Genomic DNA, 15,772 nt, shown 5'->3' on the forward strand with positions numbered 1-15,772 from the left:
GACCACAGGTTCTAATAATATAGGGGGAGAGAATTCGATGGCCGCACTGCGTCTTCCGCCGCTTGTAAGACTGGCCCTGCTCGTGCCGCTGACCTTGCTGCTTGCGGCATTTCACGGGTTCGTCGGCTGGCACAAGGTCTTCTCCTCGCGCGAGGAACTGATGCACCACACCGCATGGACCGTGCATCTGCCGGAATGGCTCGGACGCTTCGTCGGCATCACCGAGCTTGCGCTCACGCTACTGCTGCTGCTGGCACTGGTCCGGCCACGATACAGCCGCCTCGGCATGTTGGCGGCGTGCGGCTTCATCGCGCTGGAACTGGTCTCCACCGTAACCCATCAAATCGCGCAGGACGGCGCATCGCTTTCCCAGAACCTGCTGTCGATCTTTATAACGGCCGTCGTCGCATGGCTGTTTGCGCAAAGGGCTGCGGCCGCTAGATAGCGAAGCGTTACGGCGCCGACTGGGCGGCCGTCCCTCCAGCGTCGGATATCGCCATCACCACTCGCCTGCGCATCGCCGCATCGCTCGACTATGCCATGGCTGGCCCCGCTCCGGTGCTGATGCAGATCGGCGTTGCGGACGTGGCAGGACAGCGCCTGCTCGAAACCCGTTGCATCACCACGCCCGGCATCGCCCACACCGTCCCCGGGCACGATGGCCTGGGCGAGCGCCTCTGGCTCGAGCCGCAAACGCGGTTCGAGGTATCCTACAAGGTCACCGTCGAGATCGACCGCCAGCCCCTGCCGCTGGCCGACCTTGCCGCCGACCCCCTCACCGCCCTGCCCGGCGAAGTGCTCGAATACCTCTTCCCTCGCGCTATTGCCCGGTCGACACGATGCACGCCGCCGCCGTCGACATGTTCGGCCACCTCACCGGCGGCGCGGCTGTAGAGGCCGTGCGCGACTGGATCGCCACCCACCTCGCCTATGTCCCCGGTGCCAGCCACGGCGGCACCACCGCGCTCGACACCTTCCACGCCCGCGAAGGCGTCTGCCGCGACTACGCCCACCTCCTGATCGCGCTCGTCCGCAGCCTTGGCATCCCGGCAAGAATGGTCAGCGCCTACAGCCCCGACGTGAACCCGCAAGACTTCCACGCCGTAGCGCAAGTCTGGCTGGCCGGAGACTGGCACCTCGTCGACGCCACCGGCATGGCCGACCCTGCGACAACCGCGATCATCGGCGTAGGCCGCGACGCAGCCGACATAGCCTTCCTGACGATCTTCGGCGCGGCAACGCTGAACGAGCAGGTGGTAAGCGTTTCGATAGATGGCAGCGCCCCGACCGCACGATCAGCCGAAGACAGGTGACAGACGGCGCAACTCGCCGGCTGCCCCATCGGTCAGGATCCAGAGCGAGCCATCAGGCGCTTCAGCAATGTCGCGAACCCGCGTCCCCAGATCGATCCGCTGTACCTCGCTCGCCGATGCTCCTTGAGGCCTTACCCTGACAATCCCGTGAGATTGCAGGCCAGTCAGAAGAATGTCCCCGCTCCAGTCACCGAAAAGCTTGCCCCCGCATACGATCATGCCGGCTGGCGCGATCACCGGTGTCCAGGAAATAGCCGGCGCCTCGTACCCATCACCCGGCGCGTGATCGGGGATTGCAGGTCCAACATAATTGTCCCCGTTGGATACAGCCGGCCAGCCGTAATTGAGCCCGGGTTTGATGACGTTTAGCTCGTCACCGCCCTTCGGCCCCATTTCGGATGACCACAGCCGTCCATCGCGCGTAAACGCCAGACCGTAGTGGTTGCGGTGGCCGATCGTCCAGATTTCCTTCTTCGCCGTTGCGCTGGCCGCGAACGGATTATCTGCAGGTATCGAGCCATCACGGTTGAAGCGGAGGATCTTGCCCAGCGTATTCGACAGGTCGAACAGGAAACTCGCGTCCAGCTCCTGCCGATCGCCCGAAGTCAGGAACAGATACCGGCCATCGGGCGAGAACGCCATGCGCCCGCCCGGTTCGCCCGAACCATCAAAGGCAACAATTGTGGGGTCCTGGCGAAAGAACGTGACGACATTCGACAGTTCCGGACCGGTCGTTCCGTTGCCGAGTACGGCATGGGCCGCTTCCATCCGTTGCGGGAACAACGTCGGTTCATCCTTCGCCCGCCCCACCCGCAAGGCGGCGCGATCTTCCACCATGTAGGTGATGAAGATCTGCCGGGTTGAGGCATAGTCTGGTGCAAGCTTTACATCCAGCACGCCGATCGATGCCGGAAGTCCGCCCACCGCCTTCTTCGTACCGTCAGCGGCAACAAGCCATAGCGCACCCGATGCGCTGCGCTGGCTCACCAGCATCCGGCCATCGGGAAGCATGGCCATGGCCCACGGCTTGTCGAAGGTGGCGACTGCCACCGATTGCGTGACACCGCTGATCGTCGCTGGCGTGGCCGATGCCGTGGGCGTGGGTCCGCTTGTGCCCGGAGGCACTGCAACCGTCGATGATCCACCATCCCCGGAGCCGCACGATCCAAGCAGGACAGCGGCGAACGCCAGAACGCATTTCTTCATCGCGCCTCGGTATCGGTGGCACGGCTGCTCAACAAGCGCAGCGCGCCAACCATGCCCTTGAGACTGATCCAAAATGGTAATTACGGCGCCACTTTACTAAATACACTTATCTACCCCCTCAAATCCGCTCCGCCTGCGCCACCGCCTCGCTCGCCCGCAGCGCCGAGATAATCCGCGTCAGATGCGCCAGATCGCGCACCTCCAAGTCCACCTCGTAAGTATGAAACGGGTTCTCCCGCTGCGTCATCTCGAGGTTGACGACGTTGGCGTGGTTCTTGGCGAAGATGCCTGCCATTTCCGCCAGCGTGCCGGGGCGGTTGTAGAGTTCCGCGCGCAGCCGCCCGATCGCGCCGTCGGTGCGGGCGTCCCATGACAGGTCGATCCAGTCGGCATCGACGCCATCGGCGAGCTTCATGCAGTCGATCGCGTGGACTTCGACGCCCTTGCCGGGGCGACGCAGGCCGACGATGCGGTCTCCGGGCACCGGGTGGCAGCAGTCGGCCAGCTTGAAGGCCATGCCCGGCGTCAGGCCGCGCACCGCGATCGCGCGCTTCTGGCTCGGCCAGTTCTCTTCAGGGATGTTGGCAGCGCTGCCCGGCACCAGCGCTTCCATCACCTGCCGGTCATCCAGCTTGGCCGAGCCGATGGCAAACATGAAGTCTTCCTCGCTCGCCAGCTTCAGCCGCTTGAGCGCATCGTTCAGCGCCTTCTTGCCGATCTTGGTCGGCAGCCGCTCGACGATTTCCTCGTAAAGCTTGCGCCCGATCGCGGCGACTTCGGCGCGCTCCTTCTGGCGGACGAAGCGGCGGATCGCGGCGCGGGCCTTGCCGGTTACAACGAAGCCCAGCCACGACAGCTGCGGCTCGGACGTGCGGCTCTTGATGATCTCCACCACGTCGCCATTGCCGAGCGGTGTGCGCAGCGGCACGTGCCGCCCGTTGATCTTCGCACCCACCGCTTGCGCGCCGAGCTTGGTGTGCACGGCAAAGGCAAAGTCGATCGGCGTCGCGCCCTTGGGCAACTGGAACAGCGCGCCCTTGGGGGTGAAGGCGAAGATGCGATCCTGATAGATCGCCATCTTGGTGTTTTCGAGCAGTTCCTCGGCATCATGGCTGGATTCGAGGATTTCGATCAGGTCGCGCAACCAGCCGACCTGCCCGTCGGGCCGGTCGCCCTGCTTGTAGGCCCAGTGCGCCGCCAGGCCGAACTCGTTGCGCTCGTGCATCTCGTGGGTCTTGACCTGCACTTCCACGCGCATCGCGTTGGAATAGATCAGCGCCGTGTGCAGCGAACGGTAGCCGTTCATCTTCGGCGTCGAGATATAGTCCTTGAACCGCCCCGGGATCATCTGCCACTCGCGGTGGAGGATGCCGAGGGCCTTGTAGCAGTCGTCCTCGTTGTCGGTCAGGACGCGGAAGGCCATGATGTCGGTGATCTGCTCGAACGAGACGTGCCGTTCGGCCATCTTGCGCCAGATCGAATAGGGGTGCTTTTCCCGCCCTGAAACCTCAACGCGCATGCCCGCCTCGGCCAGCGCCTGCTTGATTTCCAGCGCGATGGCATCGACTTGCGCGCCTTCCTCGCTGCGGATCGCGGCCAGCCGGCCGGTAATCGTGGCATAGGCTTCGGGCTCGATCTGCTCGAACGCCAGCAGCTGCATCTCGCGCATGTATTCGTACATGCCCACGCGCTCGGCCAGCGGCGCGTAGATATCCATCGTCTCGCGCGCGATCCGGCGGCGCTTTTCCTCGCTCTTGATGTAGTGGAGCGTGCGCATGTTGTGCATGCGGTCGGCCAGCTTCACCAGCAGGACGCGCAGGTCCTCGCTCATCGCCAGCAGGAACTTGCGCAGGTTCTCCGCAGCGCGCTCGCTCTCGCTCATCGTCTCGATCTTCGAGAGCTTGGTCACGCCATCGACCAGCCGCGCCACGTCCGCCCCGAACAGCCGCTCGATCTCCTCGACCGTGGCCAGCGTATCCTCAACCGTATCGTGGAGCAGCGCGGTGATGATCGTGTCCTGATCGAGCTTGAGCTCGGTCATCAGGCCGGCCACCTCCACCGGGTGCGAGAAGTACGGGTCGCCACTCGCCCGCTTCTGGGTGCCGTGCTTCTGCACGGTATAGACATAGGCACGGTTGAGCATCGCCTCGTCCGCATCGGGATCATAGGCAAGCACACGTTCGACAAGTTCGTACTGGCGGAGCATCTGTGCCCTAAATGGCGGCAAGCGGGCGTTCCCTGCAAGGGGGAATACCGCTTAAATGCAATCGACTTGCTCTATCAGAGGATAATCGGAGCGCTGCCCATGTCCTGCGGCAGAAGGCCGGCGACGCGCGGGTCTGGCAGTATCTCCACGAAGCGCGCAAAGGGCGCAAAGCCTTGGCTTCGGTAAAACGGCAAGGCACGCGGGTCATCCGTGGTGCAGGTGTGCAGCCATACGCGCTTCACCCCCGGCGCCCACGCCAGTTGCAAGGCCCGCCGCATCAGCCATTTGCCCAGCCCCTTGGCCGTAGCCCCCTTGATGAAGCCGAAGAACACGATCTCGCACGTCGCTTCTTCCCGGAAGTCGAGTTCCAGCATCCCGACTTCGACGCCCGCCCGGTCGGCCACGGCAAAAAGCTGCACGCGCGGGTCATGGATGATCGCCGCAATCTCCGCATCGCTCTTGCCCAGCCGCGTCCACCACAGCCACGGCCCACCGATCCGCCTGTAGAGCAGGCGGTACTTCTCGGGCGCCGCATGCTTCCACCGTACCAGCTGGACCGGCACGTCGCCCTCCGGCACCAGCCGGCGCAAGCCTTCGGGCGGCGCCACCATCTCGAGCGCAGTGACCACGCATGCCAGATCACCCGGCGCCACATTGTGAAAGCCATGGCCCAGCGCCGGGCCTTCCGCCTCCATCACGTCAGCTCCAGACGGCTTCCGGCGGCAGGCTCATCAGGATGGCATCGATGTTTCCGCCAGTCTTGAGCCCGAACAGCGTGCCGCGGTCCCACACCAGGTTGAACTCGGCATAGCGGCCACGATACTCGAGCTGCGTCAGCTTCTCCTCCGGCGAGTAATCCATCCCCATCCGTTTGCGCACAAGGCGCGGGAACACATTGATGAAGGCATCGCCCACGTCGCGCGTAAAGGCAAAGTTCGCCTCGAACGCCGCATCGTCCGCGCATTCCAGGTGGTCGTAGAAGATGCCCCCCACGCCGCGATGGACCTTGCGGTGCGGTATCCAGAAGTAGTCGTCGGCCCACTTCTTGAACTTGGGGTAATACTCCGCATCGTGCCTGTCGCAGGCGGCCTTGTACTCGGCGTGGAACTCGGCCGTGTCCTCTTCATAGGGGATCGGCGGATTGAGATCGCCGCCACCGCCGAACCACGCCTTGCTCGTCGTCAGGAAGCGCGTGTTCATGTGGACGGCCGGCACGTGCGGGTTGCGCATGTGCGCGACCAGGCTGATCCCCGTCGCAGTAAAGCCCGGCGCCTCCGCGCTCGCCCCATTGACCGACCCGGCAAAGTCCTTCGAGAACTCCCCCTGCACGGTCGAGACGTTCACGCCGACCTTCTCGAACACCTTGCCCTTCATCAGGCCCTGAACGCCGCCGCCGCCGTTCTCGACGGCCTCGCCCTCATGCTCGCGGTTCCACGGCGTATAGGTGAACGACGCATCCGAACCCGCCTCGCGTTCGATCGCTTCGAACTCCGCGCAGATCCGATCGCGCAAGCTCTCGAACCAGGCACGGGCGCGGGTGGTGTGGGTCGTCCAGTCGGTCATGCATTCCCCCAAATCAGTCTGACCGACTTGCCAAGGGAATCGCGATCCGGCAAGGGAAAGCCATGGTTCCCTTTTCGTTCGCTTCACAGGAATTCCGCCTCGGTGCATCCCGTGCGCTTTATTGGGCCGAGGAGAACGCACTGTTGGTGGCAGACCTGCACCTCGAAAAGGCCAGCTTCTTTGCCCGCCACGGCCAGATGCTCCCGCCGTATGACAGCCGCGCCACGCTCGAACGCATCGCACAGGCCCTGCGCGAGACCGGCGCCCGCCGCGTCTTCTGCTTGGGCGACTCGTTCCACGATGCCGCCGCCGTTGCCCGCATGGAGCCCCACGCCGGCGGCATGCTCGATGCCCTCACCCGTGCCACGGACTGGGTCTGGATCACCGGCAACCATGATGAAGACGCCTCGGCACCGGGCGGAACCCTGGTCGATGAACTCACCGTGCGCGGCCTCACCTTGCGCCATATTGCCCGCAAAGGCACCGCCGATGCGGAAGTTTCCGGCCACTTCCACCCCAAGCTGCGCGTCTCGATCCGCGGCCGCACGATCGCCCGCCCTTGCGCCGTCGCCAGCGAGAACCGCTTGATTCTCCCTGCTTTTGGATCGCTGACCGGCGGAATGAACGCTGGCGACCCGGCGATCCTCAGGGCGCTTCAGCCGGCCCGCTCGATCGACGCGATCGTTCCCGCCGGAGAGAAGCTCGCCCGCTTCAACCTCTGGCGCGCTGCAGCCTGAAAGCAACAGGCGCAGGCCAATCCGGCACGATCAGGAACCAAGGGCAAAACCGCCCTTTATCTGAACGCACATTGTGATATGAGCGCCCGGAACCATATTCGGCAAAAACTGCAGGAGAAAGCACTATAGCTCCCCCACCGCGGCGCATGATGGCGCCCCCCGTCAAGAGCGGGCCTCGCTACAACCAGATGATCAACGTGCCCAAGGTGCGCGTGATTGACGAGAACGGCGAGAACCTGGGTGTGATGTACACCCGCGAAGCGATCGAACAGGCTGCCGAAGTCGGCCTTGATCTCGTTGAAGTTTCCCCGAACGCTGACCCGCCGGTCTGCAAGTTCCTTGACGTGGGCAAGTTCCGCTACGAGGCGCAGAAGAAGGCGAACCTCGCCCGCAAGAGCCAGAAGACGCAGGAGATCAAGGAGATCAAGATGCGTCCGAACATCGATGACCACGATTACGACACCAAGATGCGGAACGTCGTGAAGTTCATCGGTGAAGGCGACAAGGTCAAGATCACGCTGCGCTTCCGCGGTCGTGAGCTTTCGCACCAGCAGCTCGGCATGAACCTGCTGCGCAAGGTGCAGGACGACGTTGCCGAGATCGCCAAGATCGAAGCCTTCCCCCGCATGGAAGGTCGCCAGATGCTGATGGTCCTCGCGCCGAAGTAAGCGCCGGATCTCACACTGCAAACCGCAAGGGGCGTGCCGCAAGGCGCGCCCTTTTCGTTTGCGAAACTGCCAGAACGCCTAATCTCCCCTCCCGCAGGCGGGAGGGGTCGGGGGTGGGCAGGCGACACCCGCAACTACCTGCTCAAACGCCTGTCGCGACCACCGGCCGTCGACATCCCGAAACGCCCTGTCGCGCGTTCGGCAACTCGCCCCCGCCAGCAAACGCTCCGCCGATTCACCCATATCTGTTTGGCCCATCTGCGCGTTGCCGCTGCGGTTCGCCAAAAAACCAACAGGTTTCATCAAGGAGCATTACATGACGCCGTCCCTCAAGATCATTCCCGCCGTCGCAATTCTCGCCGGATCGCTGGGCCTCGGTGGTTGCGCCACCAAGGGCTACGTCAACGAGCAGATCGCAACGGTAAACCAGCGCATCGACGGCGTGGAAAGCCGCCTCCAGGCAACTGACGGCGTTGCCCAGGCCGCCCGCAGCGAGGCCCAGGCCGCCAACGCGCAGGCTCAGACCAACACCCAGCGCCTTGATCAGCTTACTGGCCGCGTCGACAGCATGGACCAGCGCATGATGCAGGCCCAGCAGAAGCGTCCGCGCAACTAATCAGCGCTTGTTGCGTTAAAATGCCGGACAGGCCTCCTGTGGTCGGACGACCAAGGGAAACCTGTCCGGTTTTTCGTTTCTGGTGCGAGTGACGTTTGAAATGATGAAGGCTCTTGCGGCGATTGCCGGTGTGGCGCTGGCGCTCCCCTCCCCGATGACCGCGCCTGCCCAAGCGGCAACAGCGACCGCTTCGCAAGCCAAGGCGCAGAAGCGCAAGAGTGCCAAATCCGTCCAGAAGCCGGTCGAAATGCCCGACCTGACAATCCCCACGCAGCGCGTGACGTCGTGGGTGAACGAAACCGGCGACAACAACGGCCTGCCCTATCTCGTGATCGACAAGCCCAGCGCCACGATTTTCGCGTTCGATGCCAGTGGCAAGCCGGTCGGCTTCGGCCCCGTGCTCATCGGCCGTGCCTTGGGGGACGACGCCACGCCCGGCATCGGCAACAAGAGCCTCGCCGAAATCGGCCCGGCCGAAAAGACGACGCCGGCAGGTCGCTTCCTCGCCCGCTTCGGCAAGGCGGCAGGAAACACCCGCGTGCTGTGGGTCGATTACGCAACCTCCGTCGCCATCCACACGATCCCCAGCGGCAATCCCAAGGAAAACCGCACCAGGCGCATGCTTTCGCCCGACATTGACGACAACCGCATCACGTTCGGCTGCATCAATGTCCCCAAGGCGCTCTACAACGGCAAGATCGCCCCGATGTTCGGCAAGAAGGGCGGTTATGTCTACATCCTGCCCGATACCAAGCCGCTGGAAGACGCCTTCCCGCCGCTCCACGCCCGGCCTTTCAATGCCGCAGCCGCACCCTCCTCGGAAGCGATGCCGAGCCGCTGAACGGCGACAAGCGAGTTCCCGTCTCGAAACTCGCTCCAGCCACAAGCCGAATAGATCCCGGCCTTCGCCGGGATTACGAGACATGAGTGATCGGGTCTCCCCCGATCAGCCTCCAAACCCCTGTCACCCCGGCGAAGGCCGGGGTCCATGACCTTTCCGCCACCCACGCCCTCAACGCGCACAACCCGACGCTGCCGACGCGGGACGCTCCGCCCGAACGAAAAAGGGGAGCCGAAGCTCCCCTTCCCCCTTCAAAGGCCTTGGCCTCAGAACCGGTAGCGTGCCGCCACGCCATAGGTGCGCGGCTGGCTGGTATAGCCGGAGATCGATCCCGGCTGGGCCGGCGTATCGAAGATCTGCAGCAGATAGCGGTTGTCGGTCAGGTTACGTCCCCACGCCGTCAGCTCGAAGCCGCTGGGCATGGCCCAGGTGATCGAGGCATTGGCTTCGTTCACCTCACGGCGGAACGGACGTGCTGCGGCAATCGCAATGCTCGTGCCGCCATCAAGGAAGCCGGGCAGCCCTCGGCAATCTGCACCGGCGATTCATAATGGAAATCGCCGCGCAGGATCAGGTGATGGCCGCTGTCGAATTCATGGTCATAGCTTGCCGCGAATGTCGATGAGATCGCAGGGATGCCTGCCGGTCGCGTCTTCGAAAGGTCGCCCACCGCCGAAAGCACGAAGCTGTCGTACTTCGGATCGAGGTAGGTCATCGCCACGTTGAACTGCCAGCCCTTGGCCGGCTTGACCGTGCCTTCGAACTCGATACCGCGAACAGACTGCTTGCCGGCATTGGCCAGGACGAAGCCCGAACCCGTGAACGTGTTCGACTGGAAGCCATTGATCCGCTGGTCGAAGGCAGCAAGGTTTGCCGTGACCAGCCCCCAGTCCGCCTTAAGCCCGATTTCATAGACGGTGGAGCTTTCCGGCCCGGCGAACCGGCTGCCATAGGTCTGGTTGGCCACCGTCAGCCCCGCGCGATCAGGGCATCGCGATCGCTCAGCAGCGGACGGCTGTCGCGCGAGAGGTTGATCGAACTTGCCTTGAAGCCGGTCGCGTAGCTTGCATAGACATTGATGTCGTCGGTCAGGTCAAAGGCAACGCGCACGATATACGTGAACTTGTCGTCGCGGGTCCGGCCCGGTTCCACAGCGTTCGGCACGGCCAGGAAGGGCGGCAGATACTGCAGATCCTGCAGCGCCAGCAGCGGATTGCCCACGGTCAGCGGATTGGCGTCGGCCGCCGCAGCTTCGGTCGAAAGGCTCCGGTTCAGCGCCGCAAAGCCCGAGGCCTGCGCCTGCAGGTTGGCAAACACCGCCGGATTGGCCTGCGCAAACGCCGCGATGGCCAGCGGGTCCGTCGTGCCCAGCGCGGTCGAAATGAAGCCGCGGCTCAAGGCCGTGCCACCAATCTGCACCAGATCAAGGTTGGCGAACACGTCGGACGATGTTGCCGACGCGGCAAAGTCCTTCTTGTCCTTGGTGTAGTTGATGCCGCCCGTCACGGTCACCCGGTCACCGATCTTGAAGTCTGCCTGGCCGAAGACCGAAAAAGCCTCGTTCCGCAGGCGATAGCGTTCGTCGAGCTTTTGCCCTGCCACAAAGAACCGGCCGGTGTAGTTGGTGCCGGTCAGCCCGCTGATCGTCGCCTCGATGCTCGACAGCGACTGGGTGTTCTGCGTCAGCCCCCGGATCAGCACGTCGGCATAGCCGCGCGCGTCCTCACCCCAGCCAAGCTGGTTAGATTGGCGGATATTCTCGTTGAAATAGTATCCGCCAACAAGGAAATTGAGCGGGCCATCCATGTTGGTGGCCGCGCGCAGTTCCTGCGTGAAGGTCTTGATGCCCTGATCCTGCGCATTGAACCCGATCAGGTCCGCGCTGGTGAAGTCGGAATCCTGATTGGTGAATGCGTCCAGCCGCCGGTAGGCCGTGATCGAGGTGAAGGTCAGCGGACCGAAGTCGTAATCGACCTGGCCCGATGCGCCCCAGTTCTCGATATCGTTGACCGAATCGATATTCGAATAGACCCGGTTGGCATAGATCTCGTTCGGACCGTTCACGCGCCCGCCCAGTGCGCGGATCGCCTGCGTCGAAGCGCTGGGCTGCAGGTTCACGACCCCGCAGCAGTTCTCGTCGATCTTCGAATAGTCGCCGATCAGGCGCACCCGCGCCTGGGCATTGGGCTCCCACAGCGCCTGTCCGCGCACGAACCAGCGGTTGCGCTCGTTGGTGTCGTTGCCGGTGCCGAGGTCCTTGTTGTACCCGTCGCGCTTGTTGATGCCGCCGGCAAGGCTCACCGCCAGCCCGTCCGTCACCGGACCGGTGACCACGCCCTTGAGCACCACCGCATCGTAATTGCCGTAGCTCGCCTCGACATTGCCGCCGAACTCGAACTTCGGCGCTGCCGTCACGATCGAGATCACGCCGACGCTGGCGTTCTTGCCGAACAGCGTCGACTGCGGCCCGCGCAGCACTTCGATGCGCTGCACGTCCGGGAAGTCGCCGATCTGCGCAGCCGAACGCGAACGATAGACGCCGTCGATGAACACGCCCACCGAAGGCTCGATGCCGGCGTTGTTGGCGCCGTTGCCAAAGCCGCGGATGATGAAGTTGGTGTTCGCGCTCGATTGCAGCTGGGTGACGCGCAGCGACGGCACCACGCTCGTCAGGTCCTTGAGATCACGGATCTGCGCCTGTTCCAGCGTCTTCGCGCTCGTCACCGAAACGGCGATGGGCACGTCCTGCAGGGTCTGTTCGCGCTTCGTGGCGGTGACGATGATCTCGTTGCCCTCTGCCACCTGATCGGGCGCGGGCGGTGCCGGCTGCGCCTCTTCCTCGGCCATCGCGGCAGCATCCTGCGCGTGGGCGGCGGTGGAGAAGGCAAGAGCAAGACCGCAGGCTCCGGCAAGGAGCGCGGCTTGGCCGGCACGACCGGCAATTACGGATTTCATCTGCAAAACTGTTCCTCTGTTCACCCGCCTGGCTTCGCCGGGCAGTGGCCATTTGTCAGGCCGGAAGGTCATCCTGGTTCCCAACTGACCTTCTAGGGCGCGGAAAACATGCGAACAATTCCAGTTCGATGAAATCCTTCGCATAGTTCATGCATTTTGATGCGCTGTTGCATGATAGTCACACCTGCAACCGATTGCCCGCTTCTCCACACCAAGCTTGCCGCAACGCACTGCTTTATAGAAGCGTGCTTGCCGCAACGCACAATTCCGAGTAAGCGCGCGCCGAAACCGGAGCGAGCGCTGCTTGTGCCGACTCCACGTGATTCCAACCGAAAGCCAGTTCAATGTCCGCCCAGCAGCGCAATATCGCGATCATCGCCCACGTCGACCACGGCAAGACCACGCTCGTCGACCAGCTCTTCCGCCAGTCCGGCACCTTCCGCGACAACCAGCGCGTGGAAGAGCGTGCGATGGACTCGAATGATCTCGAAAAGGAACGCGGGATCACCATCCTTGCCAAGCCGACCTCGATCGAATGGAACGGCGTGCGCATCAACATCGTCGACACCCCGGGCCACGCCGACTTCGGCGGCGAGGTCGAGCGCATCCTCTCGATGGTCGACGGCGTGATCCTGCTGGTTGACAGCTCGGAAGGCGCGATGCCGCAGACCAAGTTCGTCACCGGCAAGGCGCTGGCCCTGGGCCTTCGCCCGATCGTCGTCGTCAACAAGGTCGATCGTCCGGACGAGCGCATCCAGGAAGTGCTCGACGAAGTGTTCGACCTCTTCGTCACGCTCGACGCGAACGACGAACAGCTCGAATTCCCGGTGCTCTACGCCTCGGGCCGCAACGGCTATGCCAGCACCGATCCCGATCGCCGCGAAGGCACGCTGGAGCCGATGTTCCAGCTCATCGTCGATCACGTGCCGCCGCCGAACCTCGATGAGGACGCTCCGTTCACCTTCCTCGCCACGCTGCTCGATCGTGACAACTTCCTTGGCCGCGTCCTCACCGGCCGCGTCCAGTCGGGCGTGATCCGCGTCAACGATCCGATCCGCGCGCTCGACATGGACGGCAAGGTCATCGAAACCGGCCGTGCGTCCAAGATCATGACCTTCCGCGGCCTCGATCGCGTTCCGGTCGACGAAGCAAAGGCGGGTGACATCATCTCCCTCGCCGGCCTCACCGTCGCCACCGTGTCGAACACCATCGCCGCGCCGGAAGTGACCGTGCCGATCAAGGCCCAGCCGATCGATCCGCCGACCCTGTCGATGCGCTTCGCCGTGAACGATTCGCCCATGGCCGGCCGCGAAGGCAGCAAGGTCACCAGCCGCATGATCCGCGACCGGCTTGAGCGCGAGGCGGAATCCAACGTCGCCATCCGCATCACTGAATCGGCCGACAAGGACAGCTTCGAAGTCGCCGGCCGCGGCGAACTCCAGCTCGGCGTGCTGATCGAGACGATGCGCCGCGAAGGCTTCGAACTCGGCATCAGCCGCCCGCGCGTGCTGTTCCAGAAGGACGAGGACGGCAACCTGCTCGAACCGTACGAAACCGTCATGATCGACGTGGACGACGAGCACTCGGGCACCGTGGTCGACAAGATGGCCATCCGCAAGGCCGAGCTGACCGACATGCGGCCCTCGGGCGGTGGCAAGACCCGCATCACCTTCTCGGCCCCATCGCGCGGGCTGATCGGCTACCACGGCGAATTCCTCTCGGACACCCGCGGCACCGGCATCATGAACCGCCTGTTCGAGAAGTACGGTCCGCACAAGGGCAAGATCGAAGGCCGCAAGAACGGCGTGCTGATCTCCAACGGCACCGGCGAAGCCGTCGCCTATGCCCTCGGGCCGCTTGAAGAGCGCGGCATCCTCTTCGTCGGCGTCGGCACCCCGCTCTACGAAGGCATGATCATCGGCGAGAACGCCAAGCCGGAAGACCTCGAGGTCAACCCGATGAAGTCGAAGCAGCTGACGAACTTCCGTTCGAGCGGCAAGGACGACGCCATCCGCCTGACCCCGCCCAAGATCATGACCCTGGAACAGGCCATCGCCTATATCGACGACGACGAAATGGTCGAAGTCACGCCAAAGTCGATCCGCATCCGCAAGGCCATCCTCGACCCGAACGAGCGCAAGAAGGCCAGCCGCAAGAAGGAAGCGGCGTAAGCAAAACGAAAGGGCGGCTCGAGTGAGCCGCCCTTTTTGCTGGAGGGCCCGCGATCAGCGAACCAGCTCAGCTAATGGCCAGGCGATACCCCACGCCAGGGACGTTAAGAACGAGCTGCGGACTTGCCGGATCAGTTTCAATCTTCCGGCGCAGCCCCATGATTGCGACCCGCAGATAATCGACGTGTTCTTGCTGCGCTGGTCCCCATACCGCGTTCAGAAGCTGGCCGTGGGTCAACGTCCTTCCACCACTCTTGGTCAATTCTGCCAGAACTGCAAACTCCTTGGGCGTAAGACGCACATTCTCGCCCTGCCGCAGAACCGACCTGTGATGCAGATCGATCACGATTTCTCCGACCGTAATGTTCAGGTCTCCGTCGGTGCCCTGCAGGTCGACGAGATTGTCGATATGACGCTCGATCCCCGCAACTTCCCCTTCCAATAGCGAGGCCGGCTCCCTCGATAGATTGCCCTCGCGACGCAAGGCACGCAAGGTGGTCTGAACTGCCCTGATGCGTGGCTTGATGTCGTCGCCGATTGACCCCAGCAACGCTGACCGCAACTTGTCACGAGCGCGCATTTCTGCCGCTTCCCTCGCTTCGCCTTCCAGTCTCGTGCGCTCAAGCGCCAATGCCATCTGGTTCAGCAGGCTCTCGAACAAGACTTGCCGCTCTTGTGGTATTGGCGGCACTCCATCTTCTCTGGCCAGGCCAACCGCCGCCAGCACTGCACTGTCCGATGCGATGGGATGAAACTGCCAATCCGCCTGCGAGGCGCGCTTCTCACCCCGCCCCGAACTCTCGCCGAACTGGAGGGCATAGGCGGCAGCGGCAAGATCATCAGGATTTGGCGATGCATCAGCCGGTATGCTCGCCAGAATCCGCACTGGCTCAGCATCGACAGCAACCGCCACCTGGCAACCGAACAACGCCGCCAGTTGCGCCGCACTGACTTCGGCAACTTCGCCGACATCGCGCGTGGACAGCAGGCGTCGGGCAAAGCCGGCAATGGCGGCATTGCGACCGGCATGTTCCGCGGCCAGCCGGGACTGCCTGCGGACCGACGCGGCCAGCTGGCTGCACACGGCCGCCACGATGAACAGCACGACCATGGTCACAGCATCTGCGGGACTGTGGATGACCAGCGTGTGATAGGGCGAGGTGAAGAAATAGTTGAACGCAAGCGCCGAGGCGAACGAGATCAGCAGGCCGCTACGAAGCCCTGCGTAAATCGCGGCATAAAGCACGGGCGGCAGGTACAGCATGACCACCGGGGCATTGCCCCAGCGGCTGGCCGTCAATACTCCGATGGCCGTGGAAATGCCCGCAAGCAGCAAAGCCGCTGATGTGTGGGTGATCGATGCCTTTGCCGATCGTACCCGGTCAAGCGGCAGAAGAGTGTCGGTGAACATGGCGGATTGACTGCCGGAACGTGCGATCCACGTCGACAGGATATGGCATCCGCAAGCAAATTCCACATGGAATCTTTATGCTGCA

Annotated in this window: 16 protein-coding genes; 8 read left to right on the top strand and 8 right to left on the bottom strand. The window is 63.5% G+C overall.

Going from position 1 to position 15,772, the window contains the following annotated elements:
* The first annotated feature begins 37 nt into the window (after positions 1-37).
* The 3 genes from C7W88_RS15510 to C7W88_RS24855 all read left to right on the top strand — a co-directional run bounded on the left by C7W88_RS15510 (position 38) and on the right by C7W88_RS24855 (position 1,313).
* Positions 38-445, top strand: a complete 408-nt coding sequence (locus C7W88_RS15510; protein WP_118074229.1) for a DoxX family protein — start codon at positions 38-40, stop codon at positions 443-445.
* Between the two features lie 95 nt (positions 446-540).
* Positions 541-894, top strand: a complete 354-nt coding sequence (locus C7W88_RS24850) for a hypothetical protein (RefSeq protein ID WP_118074230.1) — start codon at positions 541-543, stop codon at positions 892-894.
* Positions 840-1,313, top strand: a complete 474-nt coding sequence (locus tag C7W88_RS24855) for a transglutaminase family protein (protein WP_118074231.1) — start codon at positions 840-842, stop codon at positions 1,311-1,313. Before C7W88_RS24850 ends, C7W88_RS24855 begins: the two co-directional genes overlap by 55 nt.
* Here C7W88_RS24855 and C7W88_RS15525 read toward each other — a convergent pair.
* The 4 genes from C7W88_RS15525 to hemF form a co-directional block, all read right to left on the bottom strand.
* Positions 1,296-2,519 carry a PQQ-dependent sugar dehydrogenase gene (locus tag C7W88_RS15525; protein ID WP_118074232.1) on the bottom strand — a complete coding sequence of 408 codons (1,224 nt, stop codon included), beginning with the start codon at positions 2,517-2,519 and terminating at the stop codon, positions 1,296-1,298. The genes C7W88_RS24855 and C7W88_RS15525 overlap by 18 nt on opposite strands.
* A gap of 118 nt (positions 2,520-2,637) precedes the next feature.
* Entirely contained in the window at positions 2,638-4,725 is a 2,088-nt protein-coding gene (locus tag C7W88_RS15530; RefSeq protein ID WP_118074233.1) for a bifunctional (p)ppGpp synthetase/guanosine-3',5'-bis(diphosphate) 3'-pyrophosphohydrolase, read from the bottom strand.
* A gap of 74 nt (positions 4,726-4,799) precedes the next feature.
* Positions 4,800-5,420 (bottom strand): GNAT family N-acetyltransferase, encoded by a 621-nt coding sequence (locus C7W88_RS15535; protein WP_118074234.1) that lies wholly within the window; start codon positions 5,418-5,420, stop codon positions 4,800-4,802.
* 4 nt (positions 5,421-5,424) lie between these two features.
* Positions 5,425-6,288, bottom strand: a complete 864-nt coding sequence (gene hemF, locus C7W88_RS15540) for an oxygen-dependent coproporphyrinogen oxidase (protein ID WP_118074235.1) — start codon at positions 6,286-6,288, stop codon at positions 5,425-5,427.
* Positions 6,289-6,350: 62 nt separating this feature from the next.
* On the opposite strand from hemF, the gene pdeM reads away from it, so the two are divergent.
* The 4 genes from pdeM to C7W88_RS15560 all read left to right on the top strand — a co-directional run bounded on the left by pdeM (position 6,351) and on the right by C7W88_RS15560 (position 9,150).
* Positions 6,351-7,025 (top strand): ligase-associated DNA damage response endonuclease PdeM, encoded by a 675-nt coding sequence (gene pdeM / locus C7W88_RS15545; protein WP_118074236.1) that lies wholly within the window; start codon positions 6,351-6,353, stop codon positions 7,023-7,025.
* A 146-nt stretch (positions 7,026-7,171) separates the two neighbouring features.
* Positions 7,172-7,693: a translation initiation factor IF-3 gene (gene infC, locus C7W88_RS15550; protein ID WP_039335224.1), complete on the top strand. Its 522-nt coding sequence runs from the start codon at positions 7,172-7,174 to the stop codon at positions 7,691-7,693.
* 316 nt (positions 7,694-8,009) lie between these two features.
* Positions 8,010-8,309 carry a hypothetical protein gene (locus C7W88_RS15555; protein ID WP_039335290.1) on the top strand — a complete coding sequence of 100 codons (300 nt, stop codon included), beginning with the start codon at positions 8,010-8,012 and terminating at the stop codon, positions 8,307-8,309.
* Positions 8,310-8,409: 100 nt separating this feature from the next.
* Positions 8,410-9,150, top strand: a complete 741-nt coding sequence (locus C7W88_RS15560; protein WP_118074237.1) for a L,D-transpeptidase — start codon at positions 8,410-8,412, stop codon at positions 9,148-9,150.
* A gap of 266 nt (positions 9,151-9,416) precedes the next feature.
* Here the strand turns inward: C7W88_RS15560 and C7W88_RS24390 are convergent, their stop codons facing one another.
* Genes C7W88_RS24390 through C7W88_RS15565 form a run of 3 tightly spaced genes read right to left on the bottom strand, consistent with a single transcriptional unit; the run spans position 9,417 to position 12,105 of the window.
* The gene (locus tag C7W88_RS24390) at positions 9,417-9,605 is read right to left on the bottom strand and encodes a TonB-dependent receptor (protein ID WP_255418785.1); all 189 of its coding nucleotides are present in this window, start codon (positions 9,603-9,605) and stop codon (positions 9,417-9,419) included.
* Positions 9,602-10,117, bottom strand: a complete 516-nt coding sequence (locus C7W88_RS23815) for a TonB-dependent receptor domain-containing protein (RefSeq protein ID WP_255418786.1) — start codon at positions 10,115-10,117, stop codon at positions 9,602-9,604. Before C7W88_RS23815 ends, C7W88_RS24390 begins: the two co-directional genes overlap by 4 nt.
* A gap of 2 nt (positions 10,118-10,119) precedes the next feature.
* Positions 10,120-12,105, bottom strand: coding sequence for a TonB-dependent receptor (locus tag C7W88_RS15565; protein WP_240344707.1), 1,986 nt, complete (start codon positions 12,103-12,105; stop codon positions 10,120-10,122).
* Positions 12,106-12,449: 344 nt separating this feature from the next.
* Here C7W88_RS15565 and typA point away from each other — a divergent pair, with 344 nt between their 5' ends.
* Positions 12,450-14,276: a translational GTPase TypA gene (gene typA / locus C7W88_RS15570; protein ID WP_118074238.1), complete on the top strand. Its 1,827-nt coding sequence runs from the start codon at positions 12,450-12,452 to the stop codon at positions 14,274-14,276.
* A gap of 67 nt (positions 14,277-14,343) precedes the next feature.
* Here the strand turns inward: typA and C7W88_RS15575 are convergent, their stop codons facing one another.
* Entirely contained in the window at positions 14,344-15,687 is a 1,344-nt protein-coding gene (locus C7W88_RS15575) for a DUF4118 domain-containing protein (RefSeq protein WP_118074239.1), read from the bottom strand.
* Positions 15,688-15,772 lie beyond the last annotated feature (85 nt).

It is taken from the genome of Novosphingobium sp. THN1 (assembly GCF_003454795.1).
Lineage (GTDB): Bacteria > Pseudomonadota > Alphaproteobacteria > Sphingomonadales > Sphingomonadaceae > Novosphingobium.